Here is a 25630-nt window from a genome sequence, read left to right as displayed (position 1 = left end):
CCGATAAACTGTAGGGAGGATAGCGAGAATGTCGAACTCCATACTCGTCGTCGGAGGCGGTTTCAGCGGACTTACGGCCGCCATTGAAGCCGCGGAAGTCGGCTATGAAGTGTACATCGTCGAGAAAACACCATTTCTTGGCGGGCGGGTTGCGCAGCTGAACAAGTATTTCCCCAAGCTTTGCCCTCCCTCCTGCGGCCTGGAAATCCAGTTCCAGCGCATCAAGAAGAACCCCCGCATCAAGTTCTTCACCCAGGCGGAAGTGACCGCCGTGTCCGGCGACGCCGGCAACTACACCGTCAAGGTGCACATCGAGCCGCGCGGCACCGTGCCGAGCAGCGCCGATCTTTCCCTGCTCGCCTCCTCCCTTGAAAGCGACGTCGACAACGAGTTCGAACTGGGCCTCGCCAAGCGCAAGCCGCTGTACATGAGCGTGCCCTTCGCCTTCCCCAGCCGCTTCGTGCTCGACAAGGCCGCGCTTTCCCGCGCCGACGAGCTGAAGGTCGGCAAGAGCGCCTTCTGCGACATGAACGAAGCCCCCCGCGACATCGAGCTGAATGTGGGCAGCATCGTGGTCGCCACCGGGTGGAAGCCGTACGACGTGACCAGGCTTTCCAACCTGGGCGCGGGCAAGTTCGCCAACTGCGTGTCCAACATGCAGTTGGAGCGCCTGGCCTCGGCCAGCGGCCCCACCGCCGGGCAGATCAAGCGCCCCTCCGACGGCAAGGCCCCCAAGAAGGTGGCCTTCGTGCAGTGTGCGGGCTCGCGCGACCAGAACCACCTGAACTACTGTTCCTACATCTGCTGCATGGCCTCCCTCAAGCAGGCCCTGTACGTGCGCGAGCAGTACCCCGACGCGGAAGTGACGGTGTACTACATCGACCTGCGTACCCCCGGCCGCTATGACAAGTTCCTGCGCAAGGTGAAGGCGGACGAAAAGATCGCCCTGGTCAAGGGCAAGGTCGCGGGCGTCGAGGAAGACGCCGCCACCGGCGACGTCATCGTCGAGGTGGAAGACGCGGTGAAGGGCGAAAAGCGCAAGCACCGCTACGACCTCGTCGTGCTGGCCACCGGCATGCAGCCCAGCCTTGCCGGGCAGAAGCTGCCCTTCGACGTGCCCGTCGACGAGGAAGGCTTCATCGTCGGCGGCGAGGAAAAGGGCATCTTTGCCGCCGGGTGCGCCCAGAAGCCGCTCGACGTGATGCGCACCGCCCAGTCCGGCACCAGCGCCGCCCTGAAGGCGATTCAAACGGTGAGAGGGAGGTAATACAGAATGGCCACCAAAATTGGCGTCTATTTCGACCAGTCGAGCATCGGCGGCGGTCTCGACCTTGAGTCCCTTGCCGACACCGTGGGCGGCAAATGGGGCGATCTCACGCCGGTCTGCAAGGTCTTTCCCGTCCTTGCCGACAAGAAGGCGCGCGACGAGATCGCTGCCGACATCGAAGAAGAAGGGCTGGACGGCGTGCTGCTGTGCGGCGCTTCCCCCCGCGTGGACTGGGACCTCTACGAGTTCGGGGACGTGCTCGTCGACCGCGTGAACCTGCGCGAGCAGGGCGTGATGAGCTACAAGAACCCCGACGGCTCGCTGGCCGACCCCGAAGCGGCCCCCCAACTGCTTGAACTGCTGGTCACCGACTACGTGAACATGGGCGTCGTCCGCCTGCAGAAGACCACCGCGCCCGACGGTTCGCCCTCCGAGGGCGTGCGCCGCATCCTGGTGCTGGGCGGCGGCTGGACCGGCCTTACCGCGGCCGTCAACGGCTCGCTGGCGGGGCACGAAGTGGTGCTGGTGGAAAAGGACGAAGTCCTGGGCGGCCGCGCCCTGGGCCTGCTGAAGACCGTGCCGCTCGTCCACCCGTACACCGACGTGCACGAGACCGGCATCGAAAAGAAGATCGCCGCCGTGCAGGGTGACGAAAACATCACCGTGTACACCAAGGCCACGCTGGCCAAGCTGTCCGGCCAGCCCGGCGACTTCACCGCCACCATCGTCCTTGCTTCCGGCGAACAGGAAGTGAAGGTGGGCGCGGTGGTGTTGGCCACCGGCTGGCAGCCGCAGGACACCAAGGTGCTCGAGCCCTTCGGCTACGGCAGCCTGCAGAACGTGGTCACCGCCGCCGAGTTCGAGAAGATGGCCAAGAACGGGGGCATCAAGGCCCGCCGCGTGGCCTTCATCCTGAACACCGCCCTGGCCGAACCGGCCGACCCCTATGTCGAACTGTGCGCGCCCGAGGCCCCGGCCGAAGCGCCCGCCCCGGCGGAAGGCGAAGCCGCCGCCCCGGTGGTCAAGGACCACGAAAGCGTGCGCCACCTGCCCATCTCCAACGCCATCAGCAGCGTCGTGGCCCTGAAGCAGGCCGGCTACGTGTGCGACGCCTTCGACGGCGCGCAGGCGTTCATCCTGTATGACAGCATGGTGGTGCAGGGCATCCACGAGCGGTTCTACAAGGCCGCGCAGGACCGCCTGGGCGTCATGATGTCCAAGGCGGACATCCGCTCCGTCACCCAGGCCGCCGACGGCAGCCTGAACGTGCTGTGCGACAACACCCTGATCGGCGACGACATCGAGATCAACGTGGACATGGTGGTGCTGCCCACCGGCATCGTGCCCGCCACGGCCAAGGATCCCATCGTCAACTTCGACTACCGCCAGGGCCCGGCCTTCCCGGACCTGGAACTGTTCGAGGGCTACGCCGACTCGAACTACATCTGCTTCCCCTACGAAACCCGCCGCACGGGCGTGTACGCCGCCGGCTGCGTGCGCCAGCCCATGATGCTGGACGCGGCCGAGGAAGACGCCGTGGGCGCCACCATGAAGGCCATCCAGTGCATCGAGTCCTCCAACCGGGGCGTCGCGGTGCACCCCCGCTCGGGCGACCTGTCGTACCCGCTGTTCAACTTCGTCCGCTGCACCCAGTGCAAGCGCTGCACCGAGGAATGTCCCTTCGGCGCGCTGGACGACGATGAAAAGGGCACGCCGAAGCCGAACCCGGCCCGCTGCCGCCGCTGCGGCACGTGCATGGGCGCCTGCCCCGAGCGCGTCATCTCCTTCGCCAACTACAACATCGACCAGATCGGCTCCATGATCCGCGAGATCAACGTGCCGCCGGACATGAAGAAGGGCGGCCCCCGCGTGGTCATCCTGGCCTGCGAGAACGACGCCTACCCCGCGCTGGACATGGCCGCGTTGCGCGGCAAGCACTGGAGCCCGTACGTGCGCGTCATTCCCGTGCGCTGCCTTGGCTCGGTCAACGCCATCTGGGTTGCCGACGCCATGTCCAAGGGCATCGACGGCGTGATGATGCTGGGCTGCAAGTACGGCGACGACTACCAGTGCCACTTCGTCAAGGGGTCGGAAATCTGCAAGCGCCGCAAGGAGAACATTGCCGAGACGCTGAACCGCCTTGGCGTGGAACCGGACCGCGTGGAGCAGTACGAAGTCGCCATTGACGAGTACGACAAGCTCCCCGGCGTGATCGAGGACTTCATGAACATGATCCTTGAGAAGGGTCCGAACCCGTTCAAGGGGTACTAGGAGGAGATGGAACATGGCTCAACCCGTCAGGATTCAACCCGATCTTGAGTTCGTCAAAGAACTGCAGGCAGTCGGTGGCGAATCGCTCAAGAAGTGCTACCAGTGCGCCACTTGCAGCGTGGCCTGCCCCATCTCCCCCACGAACAACCCCTATCCCCGCAAGGAGATGGTCTGGGCCTCGTGGGGCCTGAAGGACAAGCTGCTGACCGATGTGGACATCTGGCTGTGCCACAACTGCGGCACCTGCTCCGACCTGTGTCCCCGCGGCGCCAAGCCCGGCGACCTGCTGGCCGCCCTGCGCAACATGACCTACGCGCGGCTCACCCAGCCCTCCATCGTGGGCAAGTGGCTGTCCTCGCCCCAGTACCTGCCCATCCTCATCGCCATTCCCGCCATCCTGTGGGCGGTGGTGTGGATGATCATGGCCGGCGTGAACGGTTCCGTCTTCCCCGAAGGCGAAATCGTGTACGGCAAGCTGTTCCCCGGCGACTTCACCATCGACCCCATCTTCATCCTCACCTTCTTCACGGCGGTGGGCATCCTGTGGAAGGGGACCAAGAACCTCCTCGCCTCGTTCCAGCCCGAGGGGCGCACCATGATGCTCGGCAAGACCAAGCACTGGACGCTGCACCTCATCGACGTGATCCTCGAGGAAGTGGTGACCCACTCCAAGTTCAAGGACTGCGGCGCGGACAAGTCCGACCGCAAGGTGGGCCACATGACCCTCATGTACGCCTTCGTCATCCTGGCCATCGTCACGGGCGTGGTAGCCGTGGGGCACTGGGGCGGCAAGGTGATTCCGGCCATCGAAATCCACACGCCCATGCCCCTGACCTTCCCGGTCAAGATCCTGGCCAACATCGGCGCGGTGATGCTGCTGGTGGGCCTTGCCATCCTTACGGTGCGCCGCAAGGCCCTGGACCCCAGGAAGACCGGCTCCAGCTACTACGACTGGTATCTGCTCGGCGTCATCTGGGTAGTGGCCGTCACCGGCGTGCTCTGCGAACTGCTCCGCCTCGCGGGCATCGCTCCGGTCGCGTACAGCATGTACTACCTGCACCTTGTGGCGGTGTGGATGCTGTTCGCCTACCTGCCGTGGTCGAAGCTCGGCCACCTTGTGTACCGTACCGCCGCGCTCACCTACGTGCGCGCCATGGGCCGCCGCTAGCGGCAGAGAAGGCGGCGCGCGAGGGTGCGCGCCCGGCCGGAACAACGAACCGAGAAGTCATTCTTCCGATATCAGGAGGCTGCAATGTCTGACGAAGGTCGCAGAGTGTTCAAGATGGAAACCGTTCTCGGCCTGGTCGCCGGGAAAGCCGGTGCCGACGTGTCCGACCTGCTGGGCTACCTTGCCCAGCGCGCCCTGGCCACCGAAGAGGAAGCCGCCGTCGCGCCCATGGCCAAGGGCTGGCTGTACAGCCAGAACCCCGCGTTCATGCAGTGCGGCGAAGCCGAAGGCAATTACGACGACTGGGTGAAGAAGGAATGTGGCCGCCTTGGTGACAACGTGTCCCTTCAGCCCATTTCCGCCGCCGAACTGGCCGGCATCAGCGTGGTGCTGGACAAGATCGCGGCCCTGAAGGCCACCGTGGCCGAACAGGAAGACGCCATCGCCGGGCTTGAAGCCCAGGTGAAGGAACTGACCCCCTTCAAGGGCCAGGCCGCCGACCTCGAGAAGAAGCTCGGCCAGTCCGAACAGAAGGTCCAGAGCCTGAACGGCGACATCGCCAACCTGAAGAAGGAACTGGCTCCCTTCAACGGCAAGGTGGCCATTGACGAGAAGGAAATCGAGTCCAGCGTGAAGGACATCGTTTCCCGCGCCGTCAAGGACGCCCTGAAGGCCCTGCCCGTGGCAGCCGCCGGTGCCGCTGCCGCCGAGGGTGGCGATGCCGCCGCCGGGTTCGATGCGCCCGCCGAGGACACCAGCGGCGGCGTGCCCGATACCTTCGGTTTCGGCGCTTCCGGCGCCAGCGACGACGGTTTCGGTTTCTAGTCGCTACGCGGTTTCGAGTCGCCACGCGGTGTAGAGCCGCGAGGCGGCTTGATGTGAGAAGAGAGCGCCCGGTCGGTATGGCCGGGCGCTTTTACGTTGGTGGCGAGGAGGGGGGAGGGGAGGGAGGAGAGGAACGGGGAAGATGTTGTGCCTTGATGGGGGCGGCTTCTACGAAGACAGTCCCACCTCTCCAGCTACCCTCGATTTCGTTATGCCTCCGGCGGGGGGGGGGGGGGGGGGGTTTTAACGAACACCCCCTGCACCCCCGCGTTCCAGGGGGGCTTCGCCTCCCCTGGACCCCCAACGTATCTTGCGCGGCGTCCCTACGGCGCCAGCTTCCCTCCGGCGCGGGGCGCCTTCGGGTGATCTGCCGCCGGTGCCGCCAATGCGCGCGCATCTCCCGCAGCCCTGATTTCACTTGGGTGCCCTGCCCACGCCCCCGCCGCGACGCATGTGCCGCCGCCAAGGCGCGGCGTCACACGCTTCTACGCGCGGCACGTTTCCTTCGGGTGTTGCGGATGAGGCTGCTCTTTCCCCAACCTTTTCCTAGCCCTTCAGCACCACCAAGGGGCGGAAGTGGTCGATGACGCGCACCAGCACGCCGTCCTGGGCGGCCAGCACTTCGGCGATGGGCTTGTAGGCGTCCGGGGCTTCGTCCAGTACGCCTTTGTCGGCGCGGCAGACGATGCCGCGCATCTGCGACCGGAACCGTTCCAGCGGGATGGTGCGCTGCGCCTCGTTGCGGGACATGCGGCGGCCCGCGCCGTGCGAGGCGGAGGACAAGTACTCGGTGTTGCCCAGTCCTTCGGTAACGTACACCCCGTCACGCTGGTTGGCGGGGATGATGCCGGGCTGGCCCGCGTCCGCCGGAGTGGCGCCCTTGCGGTGCAGCACCAGTGGCGCGCCGGAAGGGCCGGGCTGGTTCTGGATCACGGCGTGGTTGTGGTTCTCGTTGATCATGCGGCCCAGCAGCAGGGCGATTTCGTGCTCGGAAAGGGGGGGCTGGACAGAGGGAACCGTGGAAACCGTGGGGGTGGCAGGGCTGGGGACGCGCTTGCGGGTGGTCCCGGCCAGTTGCCGGTGCACGTCGGCCAGGGCGCGCAGGGCGTGTTCCAGCATCAGGCGGCGGTTGAGCAGGGCGTAGTCCAGCGCCCAGTCCATGTCCTGCCGGTAGGCTCGGCCAAGAGGAGAATCGAGGGGGAACAGCCGCCCCTGCTTCATGTACCACGCGCCGATGTCCCAGCCGGAGCGGCGCGAGCCGGAATGCACGGTGACGCCGATCTCGCCCCGGCGGTTCACGCCCACTTCCAGGAAATGGTTGCCCCCGCCAAGGGTGGCCAACTGGATGGACTGGCGCGCGTTGACCGCGTCGGTCAGTTGCGTGTCGCCGCTGGCGCTGGTGAAGAGCGGCAGGTCATACTCGCCGTGGGCGCGGGTGGCCGTGCCCACGGGAATGGCCATCCGCAGCCGGTCGAACAGCAGGCGTCGGGCGGCCTCGTCGGGCAGCACTTCGTCGGCGGGCAGACCGGTGTTCACGTGGCACATGCCGCAGCCGATGTCATAGCCCACGAAGCTGGGGCTGATGTGCCCGTCCAGCAGGGCCACCCCGCCGATACACAGGTCGTAGCCCGCGTGGGCGTCGGGCATGACGGCCAGATGCACCATGCAGGGCAGGGCCAGCGCGCTTTCGATCTGGTCCCAGGTGGCGGCGTCGAGGCGGTCGGGCGGGATGGTCAGGGACAGGCGCGGCGGGGCGTGGCGTACCCCGGTGCAGGTGGCGTAGGCCATGCGGTCGTCTGGAGCCTGGCGGGCCGCGCCGGATGCGCGCCGCTTGCCGCGTTCCCGGCGGGAGTCGTCGGCAGGTGGCTGTGCCCCCCGCTTGCCGGTGTGTTTGCTGTGTGTCTTGCGTCCCATGCCCCATCCATAGGGCAGGCGACGCGGGCGGGCAAGCCGGGCAACCATACGGCATGAAAAGGCCCCGGACTGGTCATGCAAGTCCGGGGCCTTGGCTGCAACAGCGGCGCATTCTTGCGGGCTACTCGCCCATCTGGAAATCCACCTTGATCTTGTATAGCCTGGTGGCGGGCAGGTTCAGGATGGGGATGCCGGTCTTTTCGGTGATCTCGGCCAGGGTGGCGCACACGCTGTCCCACGAGGGGCCGATGCAGGTGAACCAGATGTTGTATTCGTGGTCGCGCAGGTAGTTGTGGGTGACCCCCACGTGGCGGTTCACCTCGGCCACGAATGCGTCCATGGCCTCTGCGGGCACCTTGGCCGCGCACAGCGTGGAGCGGAAGCCCAGCTTGGCCGACTGGAAATTGGCCCCCAGGCGGCGGATCAGCCTGCGCTCGCGCATGGCGCGCACGCGGGCCAGCGCTTCCGCCTCGGTGATGTCGCACTTTTCGCCGATGACGGCATAGGGGCGCGATTCCAGCGGAAAGTCCGACTGGATGACGTCCAGGATGCGCTTGTCGATCTGGTCCAGCGTATCGTTGACAGAGTACGGGGCAGTGCAGCTTTCGGCGTGGGATGCGGTCATGATGCCTCCGTCAGCGGCACGCGCCGGTGCGCCGGGGGGTGTACGAGCACAGCGGTTCCTCGGCCATGTGGTCGCCGCTCATGTTGTAGGCGCGCGCGCGGCAGCCGCCGCACACCTTGTGGTATTCGCAGGGGCCGCACTTGCCGGTGTAGGCGTCCTGATCGCGGAACTGCTTGAAATGGTGCGTGTTGCGCCAGATTTCGGGGAACGGCGTTTCGCGCACGTTGCCGCAGTCCAGTTCCAGGTAGCCGCACGGCTGCACCTGCCCCACGTGGCTGATGAAGCAGAACCCGATGCCGCCAAGACAGCCGCGCGTCAGGGCGTCCATGCCGAAGGTGTCGGGGGTGACGGCCACGCCCTCTTCCTTGGCCCGCTGGCGCATGATGCGGTAGTAGTGCGGCGCGCAGGTGGCCTTGAGGTGCATGGAGGTGGTCTTGCGGAAGTCGTAGAACCAGTTCAGCACATCTTCGTATTCCGTGGCCGAGATGACCTGGTCGCCAAGGCCCGCCGCGCGCCCGGTGGGCACCAGCAGGAAGATGTGCCACGCGGCCGCGCCGATGCGCTCGCACAGCCTGAAGATGTCCTTGAAGCTGCCGAGGTTGTCGCGGGTGACCGTGGTGTTGATCTGGAACTCGATGCCCGCCTGCTTCAGGTATTCGATGCCCCGCAGGGAGGCGTCGAACGCGCCGGGCACGCCCCGGAAGGCGTCGTGGCTGGCGGCGTCCGGCCCGTCGATGGAGATGGAGCAGCGCTGCACGCCTGATTCCTTCATCATGCGGGCCGTTTCCGGCGTGATCAGGGTGCCGTTGGGCGACATGACGCAGCGCAGGCCGATGCCGGTGGCGTACGCGATGAGCTCGTACACGTCGGGCCGCATCATGGGGTCGCCGCCGGTGAAGATGATGATGGGGTTGCCCACCTGCGGAAAGGTGTCGATGAGGGCCTTGGCCTCTGCGGTGGAGAACTCGCCGGGGTAGGGCTCCTCGTGCGCTTCGGCCCGGCAGTGCTTGCAGGCCAGGTTGCACGAGCGGGTCACCTCCCACGCGATGAGCTTGCAGGTGGGGGTGCCGTCGGGCAGGGTGCGCGGCATCTGCGGCGCGCCCACTCCGGAAGGATGGCCGGACGGATGGCCGCCGGGATGACCCGCGCCGGGATGTCCACCCTGAAGGCTGGCGAGATGCCCGCCCGGATGTCCGTGCGGATGATCGCCCTGCGGGCTGGCCGGATGACCACCCGGATGGCTGGCGGGATGTCCGCCGGGGTGTCCGGTCGTGCGTTCGTCGCCGGGGTGTTGCGGATGGCTCATGCTAGTTCACCAGCCCTTTGCGCAGCAGGTCTTCGGTAAAGTACGTGATGATCAGCCCGGCCCCGGCGCGCTTGATGCCCAGCAGCGCTTCCATGACCACGGCGTCCTCGTTGATCCAGCCGTTCAGCCCGGCCGCGCGGATCATGGCGTATTCGCCGCTCACCTGGTAGGCGGCCACGGGCACGTCGAAGCGGTCGCGCACGTCGCGGATGATGTCCTGGTACGGCCCGGCGGGCTTCACGATCAGCATGTCCGCGCCCTCGGCGATGTCGGCCGCCGCCTCGCGCATGGCCTCCACCCGGTTGGCGGGGTCCATCTGGTAGGTCTTGCGGTCGCCGAACTGCGGGGTGGATTCGGCCGCCTCGCGGAACGGGCCGTAGAAGCTGGAGGCGTACTTCACCGCGTAGGACATGACCGGGATGTGGGTGAACCCGTTCTGGTCCAGCGCCCGGCGGATGGCCTGCACCCGGCCGTCCATCATGTCCGACGGGGCCACCATGTCGGCGCCCGCCTCGGCGTGGCTCACGGCGGTCTTGGCCAGCAGCGACAGGGTGGGGTCGTTGTGCACCTCGCCGGAGGTGTCGCCCTGGCGCACCAGGCCGCAGTGGCCGTGGTCGGTGTATTCGCACAGGCACACGTCGGTGCACACCACCAGGCTCGGCCAGCGCTTCTTCAGCAGGCGCACGGCCTGCTGCACCACGCCGTCCTTGTTGTAGGCCTCGCTGCCGCGATAGTCCTTCTCTTTCGGGATGCCGAACAGGATGCAGCTGCGCAGGCCCGTGGCCACGGCGGCTTCCACCTGTTTTTCCAGTTCCTGCAACGAAAGCTGGTACTGGCCCGGCATGGCCCCGATCTCCTTGCGGAAGGCGGGGTCGTCGGTTTCCACCACGAAGTAGGCCATCATCAGGTCGGCCGCGTGCAGCGCGGTTTCGCGCACGATCTCGCGCAGGGCGGCGGTGCGGCGCAGTCTGCGCCCCCGGAAGAAGTCCCCGAATTCGGACATGCCGTCTCCTGGAGTAGGCAGGGTTGAAACGCTTCGCGCGGTGCGTCCGTACCGCAGGGCCGCAGGGCGGCAGCGGCGCGGATGGGCGGTCCGCCGGGGCGGCGGCGCCGTGGGCGCGGCGTGCACCCGGACGGCCCAAGGCCGTCCGGGTACCGTTATGGCAGGTATGGTTCCGGCGCGGGCTGGCCTACGCGCGGATTTCGTCGTCGGTCAGGTAGCAGGCGGGGTCCTGCGCCCAGATGTCGCCGTAGTAGGCTTCGGCGCGGGCGCGGAAGTTGCCGCCGCAGATGTTCAGGAAGCGGCAGGTGGCGCAGCGGCCGCCCACGTGCTGCTTCTTGTCCTTCAGCTTGTGCAGCAGTTCGATGTTCGGGTCGTCCCAGATCTGCGAGAAGGGGCGTTCCAGGACGTTGCCCATCACGTGCTGGCGCCAGAACTGGTCGGGGTGCACCTTGCCGTCCCACGAGATGCAGCCGATGCCGCGCCCGGAGCTGTTGCCCTCGTTGTACTGGAGCAGCTCGAACACCTCGGCGGCGCGCTTGGGGTCTTCCTTCAGCATGCGCATCCACACGTAGGGGCCGTCGGCGTGGTTGTCCACGGTCAGCACTTCCTTGTGCAGCCCGGCGTCGAATAGTTCGCGCGTCTTGTCCATGAGCAGGTCGACCATGGCGCGGGTTTCGGCGTGGTCCAGATCTTCCTTGATCAGTTCGGAACCGCGGCCCGAGTACACCAGGTGGTAGAAGCAGATGCGCGGCACTTCAAGGTCGCGCAGCAGCTGGAACAGCTTGGGCACCTCGCCCTGGTTGCGCTTGTTGATGGTGAAGCGCAGGCCCACCTTCAGCCCTTCGGCCTTGCAGTTCTCGATGCCTTCCAGCGCGCGGCGGAACGAGCCGGGCACGGCGCGGAACCTGTCGTGCACCTCTTCGCCGCCGTCCAGAGAAATGCCCACGTAGGACAGGCCCACTTCCTTCAGTTCGCGGGCCTTCTGCTTGGTGATGAGCGTGCCGTTGGTGGAGATGACCGCCCGCATGCCGCGCGAGGTGGCGTGCTTGGCCAGTTCCACCAGGTCCTGGCGCACCAGCGGTTCGCCGCCGGAAAAGAGCATCACCGGCGCGCCGTAGGCGGCGAGATCGTCGATGATGGCCTTGCCCTGTTCGGTGGAGATTTCGTCCTTGCCGTCGGGGTCCACGGCCTGGGCGTAACAGTGCACGCACTTCAGATTGCAACGGCGGGTCATGTTCCAGACCACCACCGGTTTCTTGTCCTTGGAGAACTGGAGCAGGTGGGAGGGAAGCTGGCCCGAATGGCGCCCGTAACGAAGGGCGTCGGAGGGTTCGACCTGACCACAGTAAAGCTTGGAGATGCCGATCATTCTCACTCCTGTTGGCTGGCCGCCGGACGCGCCCACAAGAGAGGCCCCGGCCTTGGGGCACGGGGCGTGGCGCGGCGGACTGGCACCGGAAAAACGTCCTCACGCCCTAGCATAAATCGTGACGGAGGGAAAGCAACTCCGGCGCGGCGGGCATTGCGGCGCAACGGCCCGGAGCGGGACGCGCGGACGGGGGCAGGGGCGGGCGCAAGGGTGCGGGGTCAGTAGTCCTTTTTCCACATGATGCCGAGTTCGCTCGACGTGGGCGAACTGCGGCCTTCCAGATTCAGGCGGGGCAGCAGTTCCACTTCCACCCGCGCGCCGGTGGTGCCCGGCTCCGCGCCCTGCTCCACGCCCACGTACACGTTGTCCAGCAGGTACTTGCCCGCCTCCAGCGTGGGCTGGCCCTCCCGGACGTCGCCGTCCGGGCGCGCGGATCCGGCCATGGACGGGTCGCGCGGGGCAGTGGCGGAGCGCTGGCGGGCCGGGTCCGACGAGCCCACCCGCAGCACGTCCACGCCCAGGGTGCGCCGTACCGAGGTCAGCACGTCGAAGTCGCCGCCCGCGCCGGACAGGGTGCGCAGGGCGTTGGCGGCCTGCAACGCCTCGAACCGGCTGAGTTCGGTCAGCGGCTTGCCGAACAGCACGTAGCTCATCACCTCGTCCTGGGGTAGGGCGGGCGTGCTGGACAGGGAAAGGGCGGGGCGGCGGGCCGTGCCGCCCACGTGGGCCACGGCGGTGACCGCCGGGCCCTCGTTGGTCAGGTCCAGGTCCAGCGCCGGGTTGGGCGGCCGTTCGCCGGTGAAGGCGATGCTGCCGCGCGACAGGGTGAACGGTTTGGCCAGCAGGTCGAACCGGCCGCGCACCGGCGACAGCGCGCCCACCAGCGCCGGGGACGCGGCGGGGCCGGAAACGCGCAGGTCGCCCTGCCATTCGCTGTCCAGCCCGCGCCCCCGGATGAAGAACCGCTGCGGCACCACGATGCGCAGGTCCAACTGCGGGCCGGGAGGGGGCGTTGGCGGGGTGATGGCCGTGGCGGAAGCGGACGGCGGGGAGGCGGCCTTTTCGGTCACGTCATCAGTGACGTCAAGGGTGGTGACCCCGCCGCCCAGCCCGCGCAACAGGCGCAGTTCGCCCTCGGGCACGGTGATGTCCGCCCGCACCAGCGGCGCGGTGAGCGGGCCGGTGACCTCCACCCCGCCGGACAGGGTCAGTGAAAGGTCGTCGCGGTGCAGGGGGCTGAGGCGCAGCAACCGGCCGCGCAGGTCGATGCGCGGGGTGAGGTCGCGGAAGGCGGGAGCGTGCGGGCCGGACGAGGTGGACGGGCCGGGTGGAGCGGACGGGGGCGGCGAGAGCCGCCCTTCCAGGGCCGCCGCGCCGCCGCGCCCGTCGCCCAGCCGGGCGCGTACGGACAGGGTGCCGTCGTCCTCGCGCCGGGCGTCCATCTGGATGTCCGCCAGCAGCACGCCGGACACCAGGTCTTCGTAGCGCCCGCCGCACAGGAAGGCATCCGCTTCCACGCGGGGGGCGGTGACCGGGCCGCGCAGCGAGGCGGTCAGGCCGCCCGTGCCGGTCAGGCGGCGGTCGGCCAGCGGCACGAAGCGCCACACCGGGGCCACCGGGCCGCGCCAGCGGATATCTGCCGCCATGTCTCCCGTCAGGTCCGGGGCGGGCAGGCCCGCCGTGAAACGCAGGGGCAGGGTGGCGGCCGCTTCGGCCACGTCGGCCTGCAAGCCTTCTGCGGACAGGGTGGCGCGCAGCAGCCCGGCGCCGGGTGGGGTAGCGGGGTTGCCGCGAGCGGGTCCGCCGGATTCGATGGCGCCGGGTTCGATGGAGCCTGCCAAGCGGAAGGCGGCGGGCATCTGGCCGGGGTCGGGGTAGGCCACGTCTTCGGCCTCCAGCCGGAAATGGCCGGAGCCGGAATTCCCCTGCCCGCGCAGCGACGCGGAGCCGGAAATGCGTCCCTCCGGCAGCGGCAGGTCGGCAGCCAGACGCAGCACGCGCAGGGGTACGCCGGTAAGGGCGGCGTCCAGCGTGACGTTGCGGGCGGCGGCATCGCCGTGCAGGTCCAGGGAAACATCCAGGGAGCCGGTGGTGGGGGTGCCCGTGGAGGATGTGGAGGAGGTGGAAGCGGACGCCGCCGGGCGCCCGTTGCGGCCAGCGCGTCGGGAACCCGGGGCCCCCGGCGGCGTGGCGTCCAGCGCCAGACGCAGGCCGTCCACCCGCACTCCGTCGGCCAATGCGATGTCCGTGGGGCGGACCAGGGCCACCCTGGCGCCGTGGGTCGCGTCCGACAGGTGCAGGGTGTCCAGCCGCAGGATTTGCGCGGCGGCATCGTAGCCGCCCCGCACGTCCGCCGTGCTGCGCCCGCGCAGGGCCAGCGCGAAGGCCGCGCCGGGCGTGGGCGCGCCGTTGTTCCCCCCGTTGTTCCCCCCGCTGTCCCCCATGCCCAGCGTGGCGTTGGCCGCATCCCAGGCCAGCCCGGCCGCCCTGCCGGGTCCGGTGCGCAGGCGGGCCGCGCCGCGCGGGGGTGCCCCGTCCCGCATGTCCTGTATGTCCCGTATGTCGAGGGTCAGGGACAGGGTGTCGAGTGTGGCCGCGCCGCCGATGGAGAGCCGGTCCGCCGTGGCCTCCGCGTGCAGCGGGGTGGCGGCCCCCCCGGCAGCGGCGAGGGCAGGGAGGGGGCTTCCGTCCCCCAGCCGTACCCGCAGCCGGGCGCTCCCGCCGGACAGCGACGTGCCCGCCGCGCGGGAGAGCGCGGACCAGTCGGCCACGGCCATGTCGGCGGTACCGGACAGGGTGGGTGCGGCGGCAGCATTCCGCCATGACGCGGCAAGGGATGCCAGCCCGCGCAGGCCCGCCCCCTCGGCGCGGGTGAGGTCCACGCGTGCGTTGCCCCGTTCTTCACCCCGTTCGCCGCGCTGTTCCAGCCGCCAGTGGGCGTCCACGGCCAGCGGCGCGCCCAGGGCGTCGGAGGCGGAAATGTTCAGGCTGCCCCGGCCGGACAGCGGAGGGGCAAGAGATTCGGCGGGCGGTGTGGCGGGGGCCGCCATGCCGCCGGGGTGCGTAGTTCCGGCGGGGTGGGGGGCGGCCACGGGCAGGTTCAGGTCCGCCTCCAGCCGGGCCGCCAGCCCGCGCACCCCGACCGTGGGCAGGACGAGAGACGGCAGGACGGCCGACAGGCGCACCTTGGGGGCGGCCAGCATGCCGTTGGCGTCGAGGTCGAGGGTCAGGGTGTCCTCGTCGTTGTGGGCAGCCCGCGTGGGTGTGCCCTTTGTCTGCTGCCCGTCGGAGGCCAGCAGGCCGTTCACATCCGTCACGGTCAGCCGGGCCGCGGCGTCGAGCACGGACGCGCCGGTTACCGGAGGCAGCAGGCCGGGTGCCGTGCCGTTTTCGGATGCGGGGGCGGCGAGGCTGGCCGTGCCCCGGCCGGACAGCCGGGTACCGGCAAGCTCGCGCAGTTCCAGCCGCAGGGGGGCTGCGTAGCCGCCGCTGGCCTGGGCGGACAGGGCGGGCGATGCACCCAGCAGGTGCTGAAGCTGCGGGGAATGCCAGCGCAGTCCGTCGCCTTGGCCGCGCAGCGTCAGGCGCAGGCCGGGGGGGACGCCGGTGGGCTCAGCCCCCGGAACGGGCGGCAGGCGCAGGTCCAGGTCCGCATCCAGCCGCGCGTTGCCCGCCAGCAGGGGGGGCGGGGTGGCCGGGCTTTTGCCGGGAGTTCCGGGTGTCAGGCCAGGTCCGCTGCCCGTGGCCGGGGCGGGCGGCGTCAGCAGCGCCAGCAGGCCGGGAAGGTCCGGCAGTTCGGCCGCAAGGCTGGCCGTGGCCTGCCGGGTGGCGGCATCCCACGCGCCCCCGCCGGTCAGGGCGGTCAGGATGGTCAGCGGAACGGAGGGGACCGCTTGCGGGGCGGCGTCCCCGTCGGGCCTGCCCGCATCGCCGTTCCCGTCCCTGGCCGCCGGGTCGGAGGCCAGACCGGCGGCAAGCCGCAGGCCGTCCAATGCCAGCCGCTGGCCGGTGCGGTGCAGGGTACCATCCATGTCCACGGCAATATCCGCGTGCGCGGCCGCCGCCACGCCGCGCAGATCGCCCCGGCCGCTCAGGGCCAGCGCGTCCCCGTCCGGCCCGTTCAGGCGGCCATGCACCGTCAGTGCGGCCTCGGCCGTGCGCAGGGGGGCATCAGGCAGCAGGGCGGCTGCGTCGCGCAGCCGTGACCGCACGCTGGCGCGCAGGTCCATGGGGGCGGCCAAGGCCGTTCCGGCGGGGGCGTGCAGCGTGCCGTCGGCAAGTTCCAGGCTCCATGCGCCGCCATCCAGCGCCAGCAGGGGGATGTCCAGCGCCATGCCGTCGCGCCCGTGTCTGCCGGAGGCCTGCGCCCGCAGGGTCAGGCCCGTGTCCGGCGAATCCGGCATGCCGGAGGAACCCGTCCAGCGGCGCAGTTCCGCCGGGGCGTCGGCACCAGCCTGCGCGGTCAGGTGCAGGTCGGCCCGCCAGACGGAATCCTTCCGGCCCGCCAGCCATGCGGCGATGCCCGGGGCGCTGGCGTCCAGTTCCGCGTCGGCCTCGCCGTCCAGCCGCAGCAGGTCGCCCGCCGAGGCCGCCAGCCAGCCGTGCCACCGGCCGCCGCTGCCCCGTCCGGCCAGCCGCAGGCCATAGGCGGGCAGGTCCGGCTGGCCCGCAAGGCAGCCCAGCAGGCCGCCCGCGTCCTCGCCGCCGGTGACGTCCAGTTGCAGGTCGCCGCTGCGGGCGGCGTAGGACAGGGCGAGGGCAAGGCCGCCGGGGGGTGCCGTCCCGGAAACATTCGTAGCGGAGCCGTCCGGGGCAGGGATATCCGGTCCGTTGCCAGCGGGCACGGGTTCGCGGTCCAGTTGCAGCCGGGCGGACACGGCCCCCACGGGGGCGTCCAGCGCGCCGCGCAGCGAAAAGGTCAGTTGGCGGCCCAGCAGTTCCGCGCCCAGCACGGCGTGGTGCACGGCCAGTTCCCCCAGCCGCATTCGCACCGGCAGGGCCAGCGGGTCGAATGCCGCCCCGTCGTCCGGATTCGGTTCTCCGCTGTCCGGCATTTCCGGCATCCGTTCCCAGCGGGGGGATGTCACGCGCACCAGTTCCACGTCCAGCGTGACATGCAGCAGGGCCAGCGGGCGCAGGCGGATTTCCGCTTCGTCCACGTGCAGCCAGGGGCCGCGCCCGTCGGCCAGGGTCAGGTTGCGCAGCAGCAGCCGTTGCGGCAGGGGGCCTTCCAGCCCGTCCAGCGTGGCGGTGACGCCCGCCGCCGCCAGCAGCCGCACGGCCTGTGCCGCCAGCCATGCCTCGCCGGGGGCGCTGCGCAGGAAGGCCGCCCCGGCCCCCAGCGCCAGCAGCAGGGCCGCCAGCGTCGCCAGCGCCGCAAACCCCAGGGTGCGCCACGGCCGCCGCGTCCGGCGCTTCCCTTCGGGGGGTGCGGGCGGCGTCGGCGGTGCGGTGCCGGGGGCGGTATGGCGGTGCGGGTCGGTCATCAGAAGCTCTGCCCGATGCTGATGTAGAATTGCAGGGGTGCGTCGTCCTCGCGCGGGTTCAGCGGGGTGGCCACGTCGAAGCGCAGCGGCCCGGCCACGGTGTAGTAGCGCACGCCGATGCCCGCGCCCCAGCGCATGGCGTCGCCGAAGCGGGGCGTTTCCTGTTCGTAGACGTTGCCGCCGTCCAGAAAGGGCACGATGCCCAGGGTTTCCGAAATGCGGTAGCGCAGTTCGAAGCTGGCTTCGCCGAACGAGGAGCCGCCGATGGGGTCGCCGTCCTCGCGCGGGCCCAGCGACTGGTAGGCGTAGCCGCGCACCGAGCCGCCCCCGCCGCCGTAGAAGCGGATGGAGCCGGGCACCGCCCCGCTGGACGCCCCGGACAGCGAACCGGCGGCCGCGCTGGCGGCCAGCACCAGCCGTCCGTCGGGGCCGTCAGGCCCGTCGGCGGGCGGGGTTCCATCGCCGTCCCGGCCGCCCGGCCCGTCCTGCCCGGGCCGGTCTGCCCTGCCGCGCAGCAGCACGTGGTAGGCGCTGACGTCCAGCCGCGAGCGCACCACGTTGAACGGTTCGCCGTACACCCCGGTGTAGGGGGTGACGGAAAGTTCGGCCCGCGTGCCGCGCGTGGGGTCCAGCAGGTCGTCGGTGCCGTCGCGGCGCAGGAAGAGCGGCAGCCCCCACATGGTGTACGAGCGTTCCGGTCCGTTGGCGTCCTCGATGCGGCCGCCTTCGGTGGAAACGCCCGCCCCGGCCCGCCAGCCGGGGGCCAGGTCGCGCGCGAGGCCCAGCGAGGCGAAGGCCGCCTGCTGGTCGTAGGCGTCGGAGGTTTCGTTGCGCACCCAGCTTTCGGCCAGCAGTTCTTGGTCGGGGCGCAGGAAGGACGGCTTGCGGAAGCTGGCCTTGCCCTCCTGCCGCTTGTCCCAGACGGGCAGTTCCAGGCGCAGCCGTTCCCCTTCGCCCAGCAGGTTGCGGTGCTCCCAGAAGGCCAGCACGCCGGGGCCAAGGGTGGAATCGTAGCGCAGGCCGCCGCCCACGGTGCGGTGCGGCCCTTCGGTCACCTCCGTCCGCACCGGGCTGGTGTAGACGGTGCCCGGAGTGGGATCGGGCACGTCGGCGGACGTGTCAGGTGGTGTGCCGGGGGGTGTGCCGGGGGGCGTGTCGGGGTGGGACGTGCTTCCGTCCCCGGCCTGGCCGCCTGCGCCGGAATCCGCCATGGGCACGGCTCCCACGCTGACCGCGCTGAACAGCCCGGTGGCGCGCAGCCGTTCGCGGTAGCGATCCACCGCCCGCTCGTCCCACGGCTGGCCGGGCTGCCAGTCCGCCATGGATTCCAGCCATTCCGGCCGCACCGTGCGCGTGCCGAACACCTGCGGCGGCCCCATGAGGGTGGGCTGCCCCGCCTCCACGTCCACGGCGGCGTCCAGGGTGCGTGCGGCGTGGTCCACTCCGTACCGGGCGGACGCCACCCGCGCGAACGGGTAGCCCATGTCGCGCAGGGCGGCGGGCACGCGGTCCACGGCGTCCAGCACGGCGTCGGACGCGGCGGGCGCGCCGGGGGCCAGACCCACGTCGGCCAGGGTGCGCGGCGGCGCGGGGGCGGGTTCCGTGGCGGGCGGGCGCATCCAGTCGATGATGCGGATACGTGTGGCGCCCACCACGTAGCGCGGGCCGGGGCGCAGTTCCAGCCGCACGGCCACGGGCGACGCTGCGGCGTCGATGCTGCCTTCCGCCGTGCCCGCGTAATACCCGTGGGCGCGCAGCACCTTCTCCGCCTCCTGCTCGTCCGCCAGCATGCGGCGGTGCAGGCCGGTCAGGCTGTCGGGCGGGGTGTCGGCCAGGCGGTGCAGCAGGCTGGCGTCGCGCACGCCGTCCAGCAGGGCCTGTTCTCCGGCGTCGGGTGAAGGCGGCGACGCGGCGGCGGGCTGCGGCATGGCGGGTGTGCCGTCTGTGGACGCGCTGTCTGTGGACGCGCCGTCCGGGAATGCACCGCCCGTGGATGCGCCGTTGGGGGACGTGTCGCCGTCGGGCGGGACGATGACGAAGGATACCCGGTAGGCCACCTTGTGCACGGGCTGGTCCGCGTTCGCGTCAGGGGATGTTCCGGGAGGGGGGGCCGGAATTGGGGGAGCGCCCGTGTCCGTGGGGCTGGGGCACAGGTCCGGCGGGGTGCGCGGCGGGGTGATGGCGCCGAAGGCGCGGGTTGCCGCATCGTCGGCGTGCGCGGCATCGCGCGGGGGAGCAGACCCGGCAGGCCCGTCCGTGCCGGATTCGGCAGCCGGGGCGGAAGGGCCGGGCGCCTCGGAAACGGTGTGAGCGCCGTTGCCGGTGGCCGCGCAGCCCGCCAGCGTCAGGGACAGCAGGGGCAGCAGGGGCAACAGGGCCAGCGCCAGCTGAAGCGGCACGAGGCGGAACCACCACGCCACGGCGGCGCAAGGACGGATGCACGGCATGCCGCAGGATAGCGGCTGGACGGCGATTTGACAACGTGAGGCGGGCGGCGGCGTAAACGTTGCGGGGTGGCCATGGGGCCACCCCGCGAAAATGGGCGATGGCTGGGGGGCGGCCCCCTAGAAGGCGGGCTCCTTGGACAGCCCCTTGGGCGCGGGCGGGTTGATCCACAGCTTGACCTCCTGCGCCATGTCCCACGAAACGGTCTGGGTGATGGCCCACATGGGGTCGCTGGGCATGCGGGCCTTGGCGGAGAACAGGATGAAATCGTTGGCGAACTGGTGTTCCATGACCCCGGCGTGGCCCATGGCCCAGATCATCTGGCCGGTGTTCACGTCCCATATCTCCAGCGACACCGACAGCTTGGAATCGCCGGAGGTGCCGCCGTTGACGTAGTGGGTGACGTAGCCGCCGATGAGCAGTTGCGCCCCGCGCAGGGCGGCCATCTGCATGGCCAGGTCGCGGCGGTAGGGGGTGGCGTTCTCCGCGAACTCGATGACCGGAAAGACCTTTTCCGACAGCCACGCCTGCCATATCTGGCGCGACACCTCGAGGCCCACCACGCTGGGCTTCTCCATCTGCTGGGTGACCCGGAAGGGCACGAACAGCGCGGTCAGCTGCCGGTCGGGCGGGGTGACGGGCCGCACGCTGACCTGCGGATTGCCGCGCCGCACCCAGTCGTCCATGTAGAAGATGGGCTGGCTGCCGAGGTCGAGGTACACCCCGGCCTTGGGCGGCCCCGAACAGGAGGCGGCCAGCGGCAGAAGCAACAGGAACAGCAGGAACAGCCGAAGGCGCGCGGCGGGGCGGGCGCGCCGGCCGGAATGGCTGCCGGGGGCGGCGGGTTTGGCCGGGCAGGGCATGAAGGGCATGGACAACGCTCCGGGGATGACCGTGGGCCACGGGCCGCCATGGCGGCGGGCGCACGGGCGGTGATGTCGGAAAGCCGTCGCGCGGACGGATGTGGATATGCCGAAGCAAGAATGGTGCCGGGGGGGGTGCCGGGAATGCGTGGGGGCGCGTGCCGGGCTGCGGGCGGGGTGAGGCGCGGGAGCCGGACAGGACGGCAAGGGCGCCCGGCGGCCTATTGCAGGCGCGGGGTGGGCGTGGGCGCGGCCTGGGCCGATTCCAGGATCTGCTCGCGGGTGCGCTGGATGCCGTTGTGCAGGTCCAGCCTGCGCTGGGCGGGGATGCGGTGGAATTCCGGGCGGCGGGTAAGGTCCATCAGGTCGTTCATCTCGTGGCGGATGCGCCGCAGGCGCACCAGCGTCTCGGCGTCCACGGGGGCCACCCGTTCGGCGATCTCGGCCAGTTCTCGCAGTTCGGCGGCCAGGTCGCGGATGGTGCGCGGCGCGATCTCGCGGGAATGCCTGCGCCGTTCGCGCAGTTCGTTCCACAGGGCGCGCAGTTTCCTGAACATGGCCGCCTCCCCGGTTGTCCCGGCCGGTTCCCTCGTCCGTACGTCCCCCCCTGTTCTCGCATGCTCCCGCATGTTCCCCGCATCTCGCGTGGTCCGGCGGGATGCGCGCCCTGCGCCGCCTTACATGGGCGCCGAGGACATGAACATGCGCAGCAACTGCACCGTCAGCGCGAAGCCCAGCCCCAGCAGCGGCCCGATGGCCAGCGCCGTGCGCGACCAGGGCAGCCGGTGCGCGTACTTCACCCCTACGAAGGTGCATACCACGAACCACAGCGATCCCACCACCGGCCCCACCAGCGGCACCACGCTGAGCACCGTGGGCGCCGCGCTGTACGAGATGACCCGCACCGTGGTGGGCAGGTCGGCCGCGCGCGGCTCCACCAGCCGGATCATGAAGTGGTACAGGCCCGACAGCACGGCCAGTTGCAGCAGCAGGGTGAACGGCGAGAGCAGCAGGGTCATGGGCAGGCTCATGTCGTGGGTGACGCTGCCCATCCAGGCCTGCAACTGCGGGTCCTCGATGAAGCCGCCGAAGGCGCGCATGCTCATGAGGTACCACAGCCGTTCGGTGAGCGCCTGGAAGATGCCGATGAGCAGGTAGAACGTCACCGGGCGCTTCAACGAACCCGAGGAGCGCACCCCGGCGAAGAAGCGCGGGGCCGCCAGCATGACCCGCAGGATGGTCTGGTACAGGCCGGGGAAGAAGCCCAGGCGGTCCAGGTTTTCCCACGGCACCTCGCTGCGGGCGGACGCGGCCCACGGCGGCCGGGGGGCGTCCCGTTCGTCGGGGCGCTGGCCGTCGCGCGGCGGAAAGGGGTCGCCATGGCCGTCGGAGTCCTGCCTGCTGCCATGGGCGTCATGGGATTCATGGGGGGCGCCATGCCCGCCGTTGGCGCCACGGTCGTCGGCCTGCCGCTCGTCGCCGGGACGGGCCTTGGGTCCGGACTGCTTGCGCCAGCGGTCGCCCACCGAGGCCACGGCGTCCCAGATGTCGCGCGGCGAGCCGGGGCGGCGCTGGCCATTGGCGGGGGCGTCGTGCCCGTTGTTGTCGTCGCGCCCGTCATGGTCGTCGTCGGGGGCCGGGGCGCGGCCACGGCCGGGGATCACCGCGCCGGGGGGCAGCGGGTCGTCGCCGGGGCGGGAAAGATCGGTGTGCCCATGGGGGAGGTCGGGGGCGCCGGGGGCGCGGGGTGCGCCCGCATCGGGGCCGGACATCTCCGTATCGGGAGCTTCCGTACCGGACGCATGGGGTGCGGTGGCGCCGGATACGGGGCGGGGTTCACCCACGTGGTCGTCCTCGCCCACATACTCGTCCTCTGTGCCGGGTGCGCCGGGCGCGCCATGTGCGCCATGTGCGGAGGTCGCCGGAGGGGCGGAGGGACGGCGGCGGAACGCGGCGGGCAGGCCGTCGTCCTCGTCCCGCGCCATGCCGGGCGCGGCATCGGCGCTGGCTGCGGGAGGCATGGCGTCATCCTGTCCGGCGGGGGTGGCGCGTCCGGCCGCCGCGTTGGCGGGAGCCGCGCGGGACGAAGCGTCCGTACTCGCCTGCCGGGCGGCGTCGGGGGCCTCGTCGGGCGCGAGGGCGCGAAAGCGGAACCGGTGACGGCACTTGGGACAGGTGGCGATGGCGGCCGAGGACGGAATCTTGCTGCTGTCGATGCTCCGCTCGAACTGGCATTCCGGGCAGCGTATAATCATGGGAAATCCTTTGCTTCCTTGCATATGCCCAGTGTAGGGCATCGGGCAGCGCAAATCAAGGTGGGCGGTCCCGCGCGCTGTTTTGCGTCGCGGACCGGTGGCGTCGTCCGGCGCTGGCCCCTCATCCTGGTGGCAGTGTGACAGGGCGTCAGGGCGACAGGGGCAGGCGCAGGGCCGGATGGCGGCGCGGCGCGCCGTCCCGTTCCCCGCCGCCGGGCATCAACCCGGCCGCCGCGAACAGGCGGCGGGGCAGGGCGGGGTACTTCGCGCTGAGCCGGTGCGGCCCGCCCGGGGCGGGACGGCCGTCCCCGGCGGTTCCCGCCGCGTCGAACACCCGCAGGCGTTCTGCCAGCACGTCCCGGTCCTTGGCGGTCCAACTCAGGTGGTCGATCCAGGCATCGGCCAGCAGGCAGGTGTGGCCGCGCACCCCCACCACCCGCTCGTGCACCGCGCCTTCGAAGCGAACCCCCGGCGCGCGGCGGAACAGCCGCAACTGCACGTCGGGCCACAGGCCGTAGCCCGCGCGCAAGTGGTCCGCATCGGGATAGGCCGTGGCGCGCGGGAACAGCCACGCCCCGGCTTCGGGCACGGCCATCAGGCGCGGCAGCAGCGCCCATGTGCGGGGGGACAGGCGTTCGTCGGCGTCCAGATACAGGCACCATCCGGCGGACAGCAGTCCCAGCATGGCGTTGCGCTGGGCGGAAAAGTCGCTCCCCAGCGGCCGCACCGCCTGGCGCAGCGGCACGGAGCACAGGGCCGCCGGGTCGAAGCCGGGCGGCGCGCCGTCCCAGACCACGGCCATTTCGCGCACCCAGGCGGGTATCTGGGCGAAGAACGCGGGCAGGTCCGGCTCGTCCGGGTGCAGGATGGCCCCCACGCCAAGATCGGGGCCGGGCGTGGGGTGGGCGTCCCGGTCGCCGCCTTCCCGAGCCGGGGGCAGGTCCACGGGCACGCAGGCGGCGAACAGCCGCCGCCAGCGGCGCAGGGCTTCAGCCTCCGTTCCGGGCAGGAACGGGTTGGGGAACAGGGTGGCGGTTTCCGGCGCGATGCCGGTGGCCCGCAGCAACAGCAGCAGCGCCCACGGCGAGGTGTCGGCCAGCAGGCGCGGGGCCGTGGGGGTGGGGCGCGACGACGTGAAATCCTTCAGGCGGCCGGTGGCCAGCGCCGCGCGCATCCGGTCCGGCGCGAGGTCGCACAGGGTCAGGCGGGGCGGGGCGTCCGGTCCCTCCCCCATGGAGGCCAGGGCATCGGCCAGGGCGTCGGCCAGGCTGCCGTCCCCGGTGCCCAGCAGCACGAGATGGGGGCGCCCGCTGCGTAGCGCCAGGCGCACCGCCTTTTCCACCGCCTGCGTGATGGACGCCGCGTCCGGGGCATCCGCCGGAGGCGGCGTGTCCGGGCTGCCCAGCCGGAATTCCAGCACCGCGCGGGTGTAGGCCGCCAGCAGGGCGTCGGCGGCGTCCGGCCCAGATATGGCGGACATGGCGGACGCGGCGGGCGCGGGCCTAGCGGACGCGTCGCTCATGAAGCCTCCCCGGCCGCCAGTTCCGGCGGGCACAATTCGTCGTACAGCGCTTCCAGCGCGCGGGCCTGGGCGTCGGCGTCGAACAGCGCGGCGGCCTTGCGCCGTCCGGCCTCGCCCATGCGCCGGGCCGTCTCCGGGTGGCGCAGCAGGTGCAGCACCGCCTGGGCGTAGTCCTCCACCGTGTCGGCCACCAGCCCGGTGACGCCGTGCTCCACCAGTTCCAGTTGGGCGTTGTCGCGCAGGCCGGGGCAGGGGTGGGTGACCACGGGCAGCCCGGCGGCCATGGCCTCCGCGATGGCCAGGCCGAAGCTCTCGCCGGTGTCGTTGGCATGGGCCAGCAGGGAAAGTTCGTTGAAGAACCCGGCCAGTTCCGCGTCGTCGCGCACCGGCGGCAGGAAGCGCACATGGTCCGCGAGGCCGTGCCCGCGCACGTAGCGTTGCGCCTCTGGTGTGCCGCCGATGACATCGTAGCGGAAGTGGGGCATCTCGCGGCGCAGCACGGGCAGGATGTGCAGGGCCAGCGGCGACCACTTGCCGGGGTCCGGCCGGGACAGGCGGCCCAGCACCGGGCGGGAGTAGTCGCGCGCGGCCGGGTCCGCCGGGTTCGGGGTCAGCCGGGCGAACAGCGCCGTGTCCACGGGATTGTACAGCACCCGCCAGCGCGGGGGCACGGCGGGGATGCCCTGCACGCGGGCGAAGCGTTCGGCGCAGAAGCGGGACACGAACAGGGTGACGTCGATGAGCCGCCCCGACGGCGAAGGGTCGTGCCGTCCGAAGACGTTGGTCTCCACGATGGCGGGCAGGCGCCGGGGCATGACCGTGCCCGTGCCGGGAGAATGCGTGGCGGCGCCGGTCGGCGGGGAGTTGGGCAATGGGGAACCAGTTGGGGGGGAACCAATCGGGGGGGCGGGCGCCTGGCGGAAGGCCGTGCGCAGGGGGCGCAGCAGTTCCGGCTGGGGCCAGCCCGCGCGGTGCACGTGCACGATATGGGGAAGGTGGCGCGCGGCCACGCCCCCCAGGTCGCCGCCGATGAAGGTGGTCACCCCCGCCTCGCGCAGGAGGGCGGCGCGGGGGCCGTCCGACGGGCTCCACACCGCGCGGTGGAAGCGGGCGGGGTCCAGCCGGGTCAGCAGCAGTTGCATAACCTTTTCGGTGCCGCCGAGCCCCAGCGAGGGGACCACGTGCAACACCCGGCGCTGTGCGGCGACGGGCTGCGGGCCGGAATGACCCGGCGCGGGGGCGTGGGGTGCGGCGGTGACCATGGGCCGTGTTCTAGCCCAGCGGGGCGGGCATGGGAAGGGTTCGCCCCTT

General features: G+C 70.8%; 16 protein-coding genes. 4 read left to right on the top strand and 12 right to left on the bottom strand.

Features of this window, described 5'->3' with window-relative positions:
• Positions 1-28: 28 nt before the first annotated feature.
• The 4 genes from V6B97_RS02285 (at position 29) to V6B97_RS02270 (ending at position 5531) form a co-directional block, all read left to right on the top strand.
• On the top strand, positions 29-1267 hold the full coding sequence (locus tag V6B97_RS02285) for a CoB--CoM heterodisulfide reductase iron-sulfur subunit A family protein (protein ID WP_333504867.1): 1239 nt from the start codon (positions 29-31) through the stop codon (positions 1265-1267).
• Positions 1268-1273: 6 nt separating this feature from the next.
• Complete coding sequence (locus V6B97_RS02280) at positions 1274-3538, top strand: hydrogenase iron-sulfur subunit (RefSeq protein WP_333504866.1); 2265 nt, start codon at positions 1274-1276, stop codon at positions 3536-3538.
• 13 nt (positions 3539-3551) lie between these two features.
• The gene (gene qmoC, locus V6B97_RS02275) at positions 3552-4706 is read left to right on the top strand and encodes a quinone-interacting membrane-bound oxidoreductase complex subunit QmoC (RefSeq protein WP_333504865.1); all 1155 of its coding nucleotides are present in this window, start codon (positions 3552-3554) and stop codon (positions 4704-4706) included.
• 84 nt (positions 4707-4790) lie between these two features.
• A complete protein-coding gene (locus V6B97_RS02270; protein WP_333504864.1) occupies positions 4791-5531 on the top strand; it encodes a hypothetical protein in 741 nt (246 codons plus the stop codon).
• A 546-nt stretch (positions 5532-6077) separates the two neighbouring features.
• Here V6B97_RS02270 and V6B97_RS02265 read toward each other — a convergent pair.
• The 12 genes from V6B97_RS02265 to V6B97_RS02210 all read right to left on the bottom strand — a co-directional run bounded on the left by V6B97_RS02265 (position 6078) and on the right by V6B97_RS02210 (position 25581).
• On the bottom strand, positions 6078-7445 hold the full coding sequence (locus V6B97_RS02265) for an RtcB family protein (protein WP_333504863.1): 1368 nt from the start codon (positions 7443-7445) through the stop codon (positions 6078-6080).
• A 121-nt stretch (positions 7446-7566) separates the two neighbouring features.
• Positions 7567-8070: a siroheme decarboxylase subunit alpha gene (gene ahbA, locus V6B97_RS02260; RefSeq protein WP_333504862.1), complete on the bottom strand. Its 504-nt coding sequence runs from the start codon at positions 8068-8070 to the stop codon at positions 7567-7569.
• 10 nt (positions 8071-8080) lie between these two features.
• Positions 8081-9376, bottom strand: coding sequence for a heme b synthase (ahbD, locus tag V6B97_RS02255; protein ID WP_333504861.1), 1296 nt, complete (start codon positions 9374-9376; stop codon positions 8081-8083).
• Between the two features lies 1 nt (position 9377).
• Entirely contained in the window at positions 9378-10379 is a 1002-nt protein-coding gene (gene hemB, locus V6B97_RS02250) for a porphobilinogen synthase (RefSeq protein ID WP_333504860.1), read from the bottom strand.
• Positions 10380-10566: 187 nt separating this feature from the next.
• On the bottom strand, positions 10567-11748 hold the full coding sequence (ahbC, locus tag V6B97_RS02245; protein ID WP_333504859.1) for a 12,18-didecarboxysiroheme deacetylase: 1182 nt from the start codon (positions 11746-11748) through the stop codon (positions 10567-10569).
• Between the two features lie 218 nt (positions 11749-11966).
• The gene (locus V6B97_RS02240; protein WP_333504858.1) at positions 11967-17234 is read right to left on the bottom strand and encodes a translocation/assembly module TamB domain-containing protein; all 5268 of its coding nucleotides are present in this window, start codon (positions 17232-17234) and stop codon (positions 11967-11969) included.
• Entirely contained in the window at positions 17234-19633 is a 2400-nt protein-coding gene (locus V6B97_RS02235; protein ID WP_333504857.1) for an autotransporter assembly complex protein TamA, read from the bottom strand. The genes V6B97_RS02240 and V6B97_RS02235 overlap by 1 nt, the downstream gene beginning before the upstream one ends.
• 165 nt (positions 19634-19798) lie before the next feature.
• The gene (locus tag V6B97_RS02230; RefSeq protein WP_333504856.1) at positions 19799-20551 is read right to left on the bottom strand and encodes a hypothetical protein; all 753 of its coding nucleotides are present in this window, start codon (positions 20549-20551) and stop codon (positions 19799-19801) included.
• A gap of 212 nt (positions 20552-20763) precedes the next feature.
• Entirely contained in the window at positions 20764-21099 is a 336-nt protein-coding gene (locus tag V6B97_RS02225; RefSeq protein ID WP_196609794.1) for a hypothetical protein, read from the bottom strand.
• Positions 21100-21219: 120 nt separating this feature from the next.
• Positions 21220-22797: a YIP1 family protein gene (locus V6B97_RS02220; protein WP_333504855.1), complete on the bottom strand. Its 1578-nt coding sequence runs from the start codon at positions 22795-22797 to the stop codon at positions 21220-21222.
• Between the two features lie 148 nt (positions 22798-22945).
• Positions 22946-24319, bottom strand: a complete 1374-nt coding sequence (locus V6B97_RS02215; protein ID WP_333504854.1) for a hypothetical protein — start codon at positions 24317-24319, stop codon at positions 22946-22948.
• The gene (locus tag V6B97_RS02210) at positions 24316-25581 is read right to left on the bottom strand and encodes a glycosyltransferase family 4 protein (protein WP_333504853.1); all 1266 of its coding nucleotides are present in this window, start codon (positions 25579-25581) and stop codon (positions 24316-24318) included. The genes V6B97_RS02215 and V6B97_RS02210 overlap by 4 nt, the downstream gene beginning before the upstream one ends.
• Between the last annotated feature and the right edge of the window lie 49 nt (positions 25582-25630).

Source organism: Nitratidesulfovibrio sp. 1201_IL3209, assembly GCF_036763125.1.
Classification (GTDB): domain Bacteria; phylum Desulfobacterota; class Desulfovibrionia; order Desulfovibrionales; family Desulfovibrionaceae; genus Cupidesulfovibrio.
This window is presented reverse-complemented; position numbering and strand designations above follow the sequence as displayed.

What these genes read in the sequence shown, in the direction of transcription:
- V6B97_RS02225 (WP_196609794.1), bottom strand. Translation starts at nt 21,099, where the DNA reads ATGTTCAGGAAACTGCGCGCCCTGTGGAACGAACTGCGCGAACGGCGC.
- ahbD (WP_333504861.1), bottom strand. Translation starts at nt 9,376, where the DNA reads ATGAGCCATCCGCAACACCCCGGCGACGAACGCACGACCGGACACCCC.
- V6B97_RS02280 (WP_333504866.1), top strand. Translation starts at nt 1,274, where the DNA reads ATGGCCACCAAAATTGGCGTCTATTTCGACCAGTCGAGCATCGGCGGC.
- V6B97_RS02285 (WP_333504867.1), top strand. Translation starts at nt 29, where the DNA reads ATGTCGAACTCCATACTCGTCGTCGGAGGCGGTTTCAGCGGACTTACG.
- V6B97_RS02230 (WP_333504856.1), bottom strand. Translation starts at nt 20,551, where the DNA reads ATGCCCTTCATGCCCTGCCCGGCCAAACCCGCCGCCCCCGGCAGCCAT.
- V6B97_RS02270 (WP_333504864.1), top strand. Translation starts at nt 4,791, where the DNA reads ATGTCTGACGAAGGTCGCAGAGTGTTCAAGATGGAAACCGTTCTCGGC.
- ahbC (WP_333504859.1), bottom strand. Translation starts at nt 11,748, where the DNA reads ATGATCGGCATCTCCAAGCTTTACTGTGGTCAGGTCGAACCCTCCGAC.
- ahbA (WP_333504862.1), bottom strand. Translation starts at nt 8,070, where the DNA reads ATGACCGCATCCCACGCCGAAAGCTGCACTGCCCCGTACTCTGTCAAC.
- hemB (WP_333504860.1), bottom strand. Translation starts at nt 10,379, where the DNA reads ATGTCCGAATTCGGGGACTTCTTCCGGGGGCGCAGACTGCGCCGCACC.
- V6B97_RS02240 (WP_333504858.1), bottom strand. Translation starts at nt 17,234, where the DNA reads ATGACCGACCCGCACCGCCATACCGCCCCCGGCACCGCACCGCCGACG.
- qmoC (WP_333504865.1), top strand. Translation starts at nt 3,552, where the DNA reads ATGGCTCAACCCGTCAGGATTCAACCCGATCTTGAGTTCGTCAAAGAA.
- V6B97_RS02220 (WP_333504855.1), bottom strand. Translation starts at nt 22,797, where the DNA reads ATGATTATACGCTGCCCGGAATGCCAGTTCGAGCGGAGCATCGACAGC.
- V6B97_RS02215 (WP_333504854.1), bottom strand. Translation starts at nt 24,319, where the DNA reads ATGAGCGACGCGTCCGCTAGGCCCGCGCCCGCCGCGTCCGCCATGTCC.
- V6B97_RS02265 (WP_333504863.1), bottom strand. Translation starts at nt 7,445, where the DNA reads ATGGGACGCAAGACACACAGCAAACACACCGGCAAGCGGGGGGCACAG.
- V6B97_RS02210 (WP_333504853.1), bottom strand. Translation starts at nt 25,581, where the DNA reads ATGGTCACCGCCGCACCCCACGCCCCCGCGCCGGGTCATTCCGGCCCG.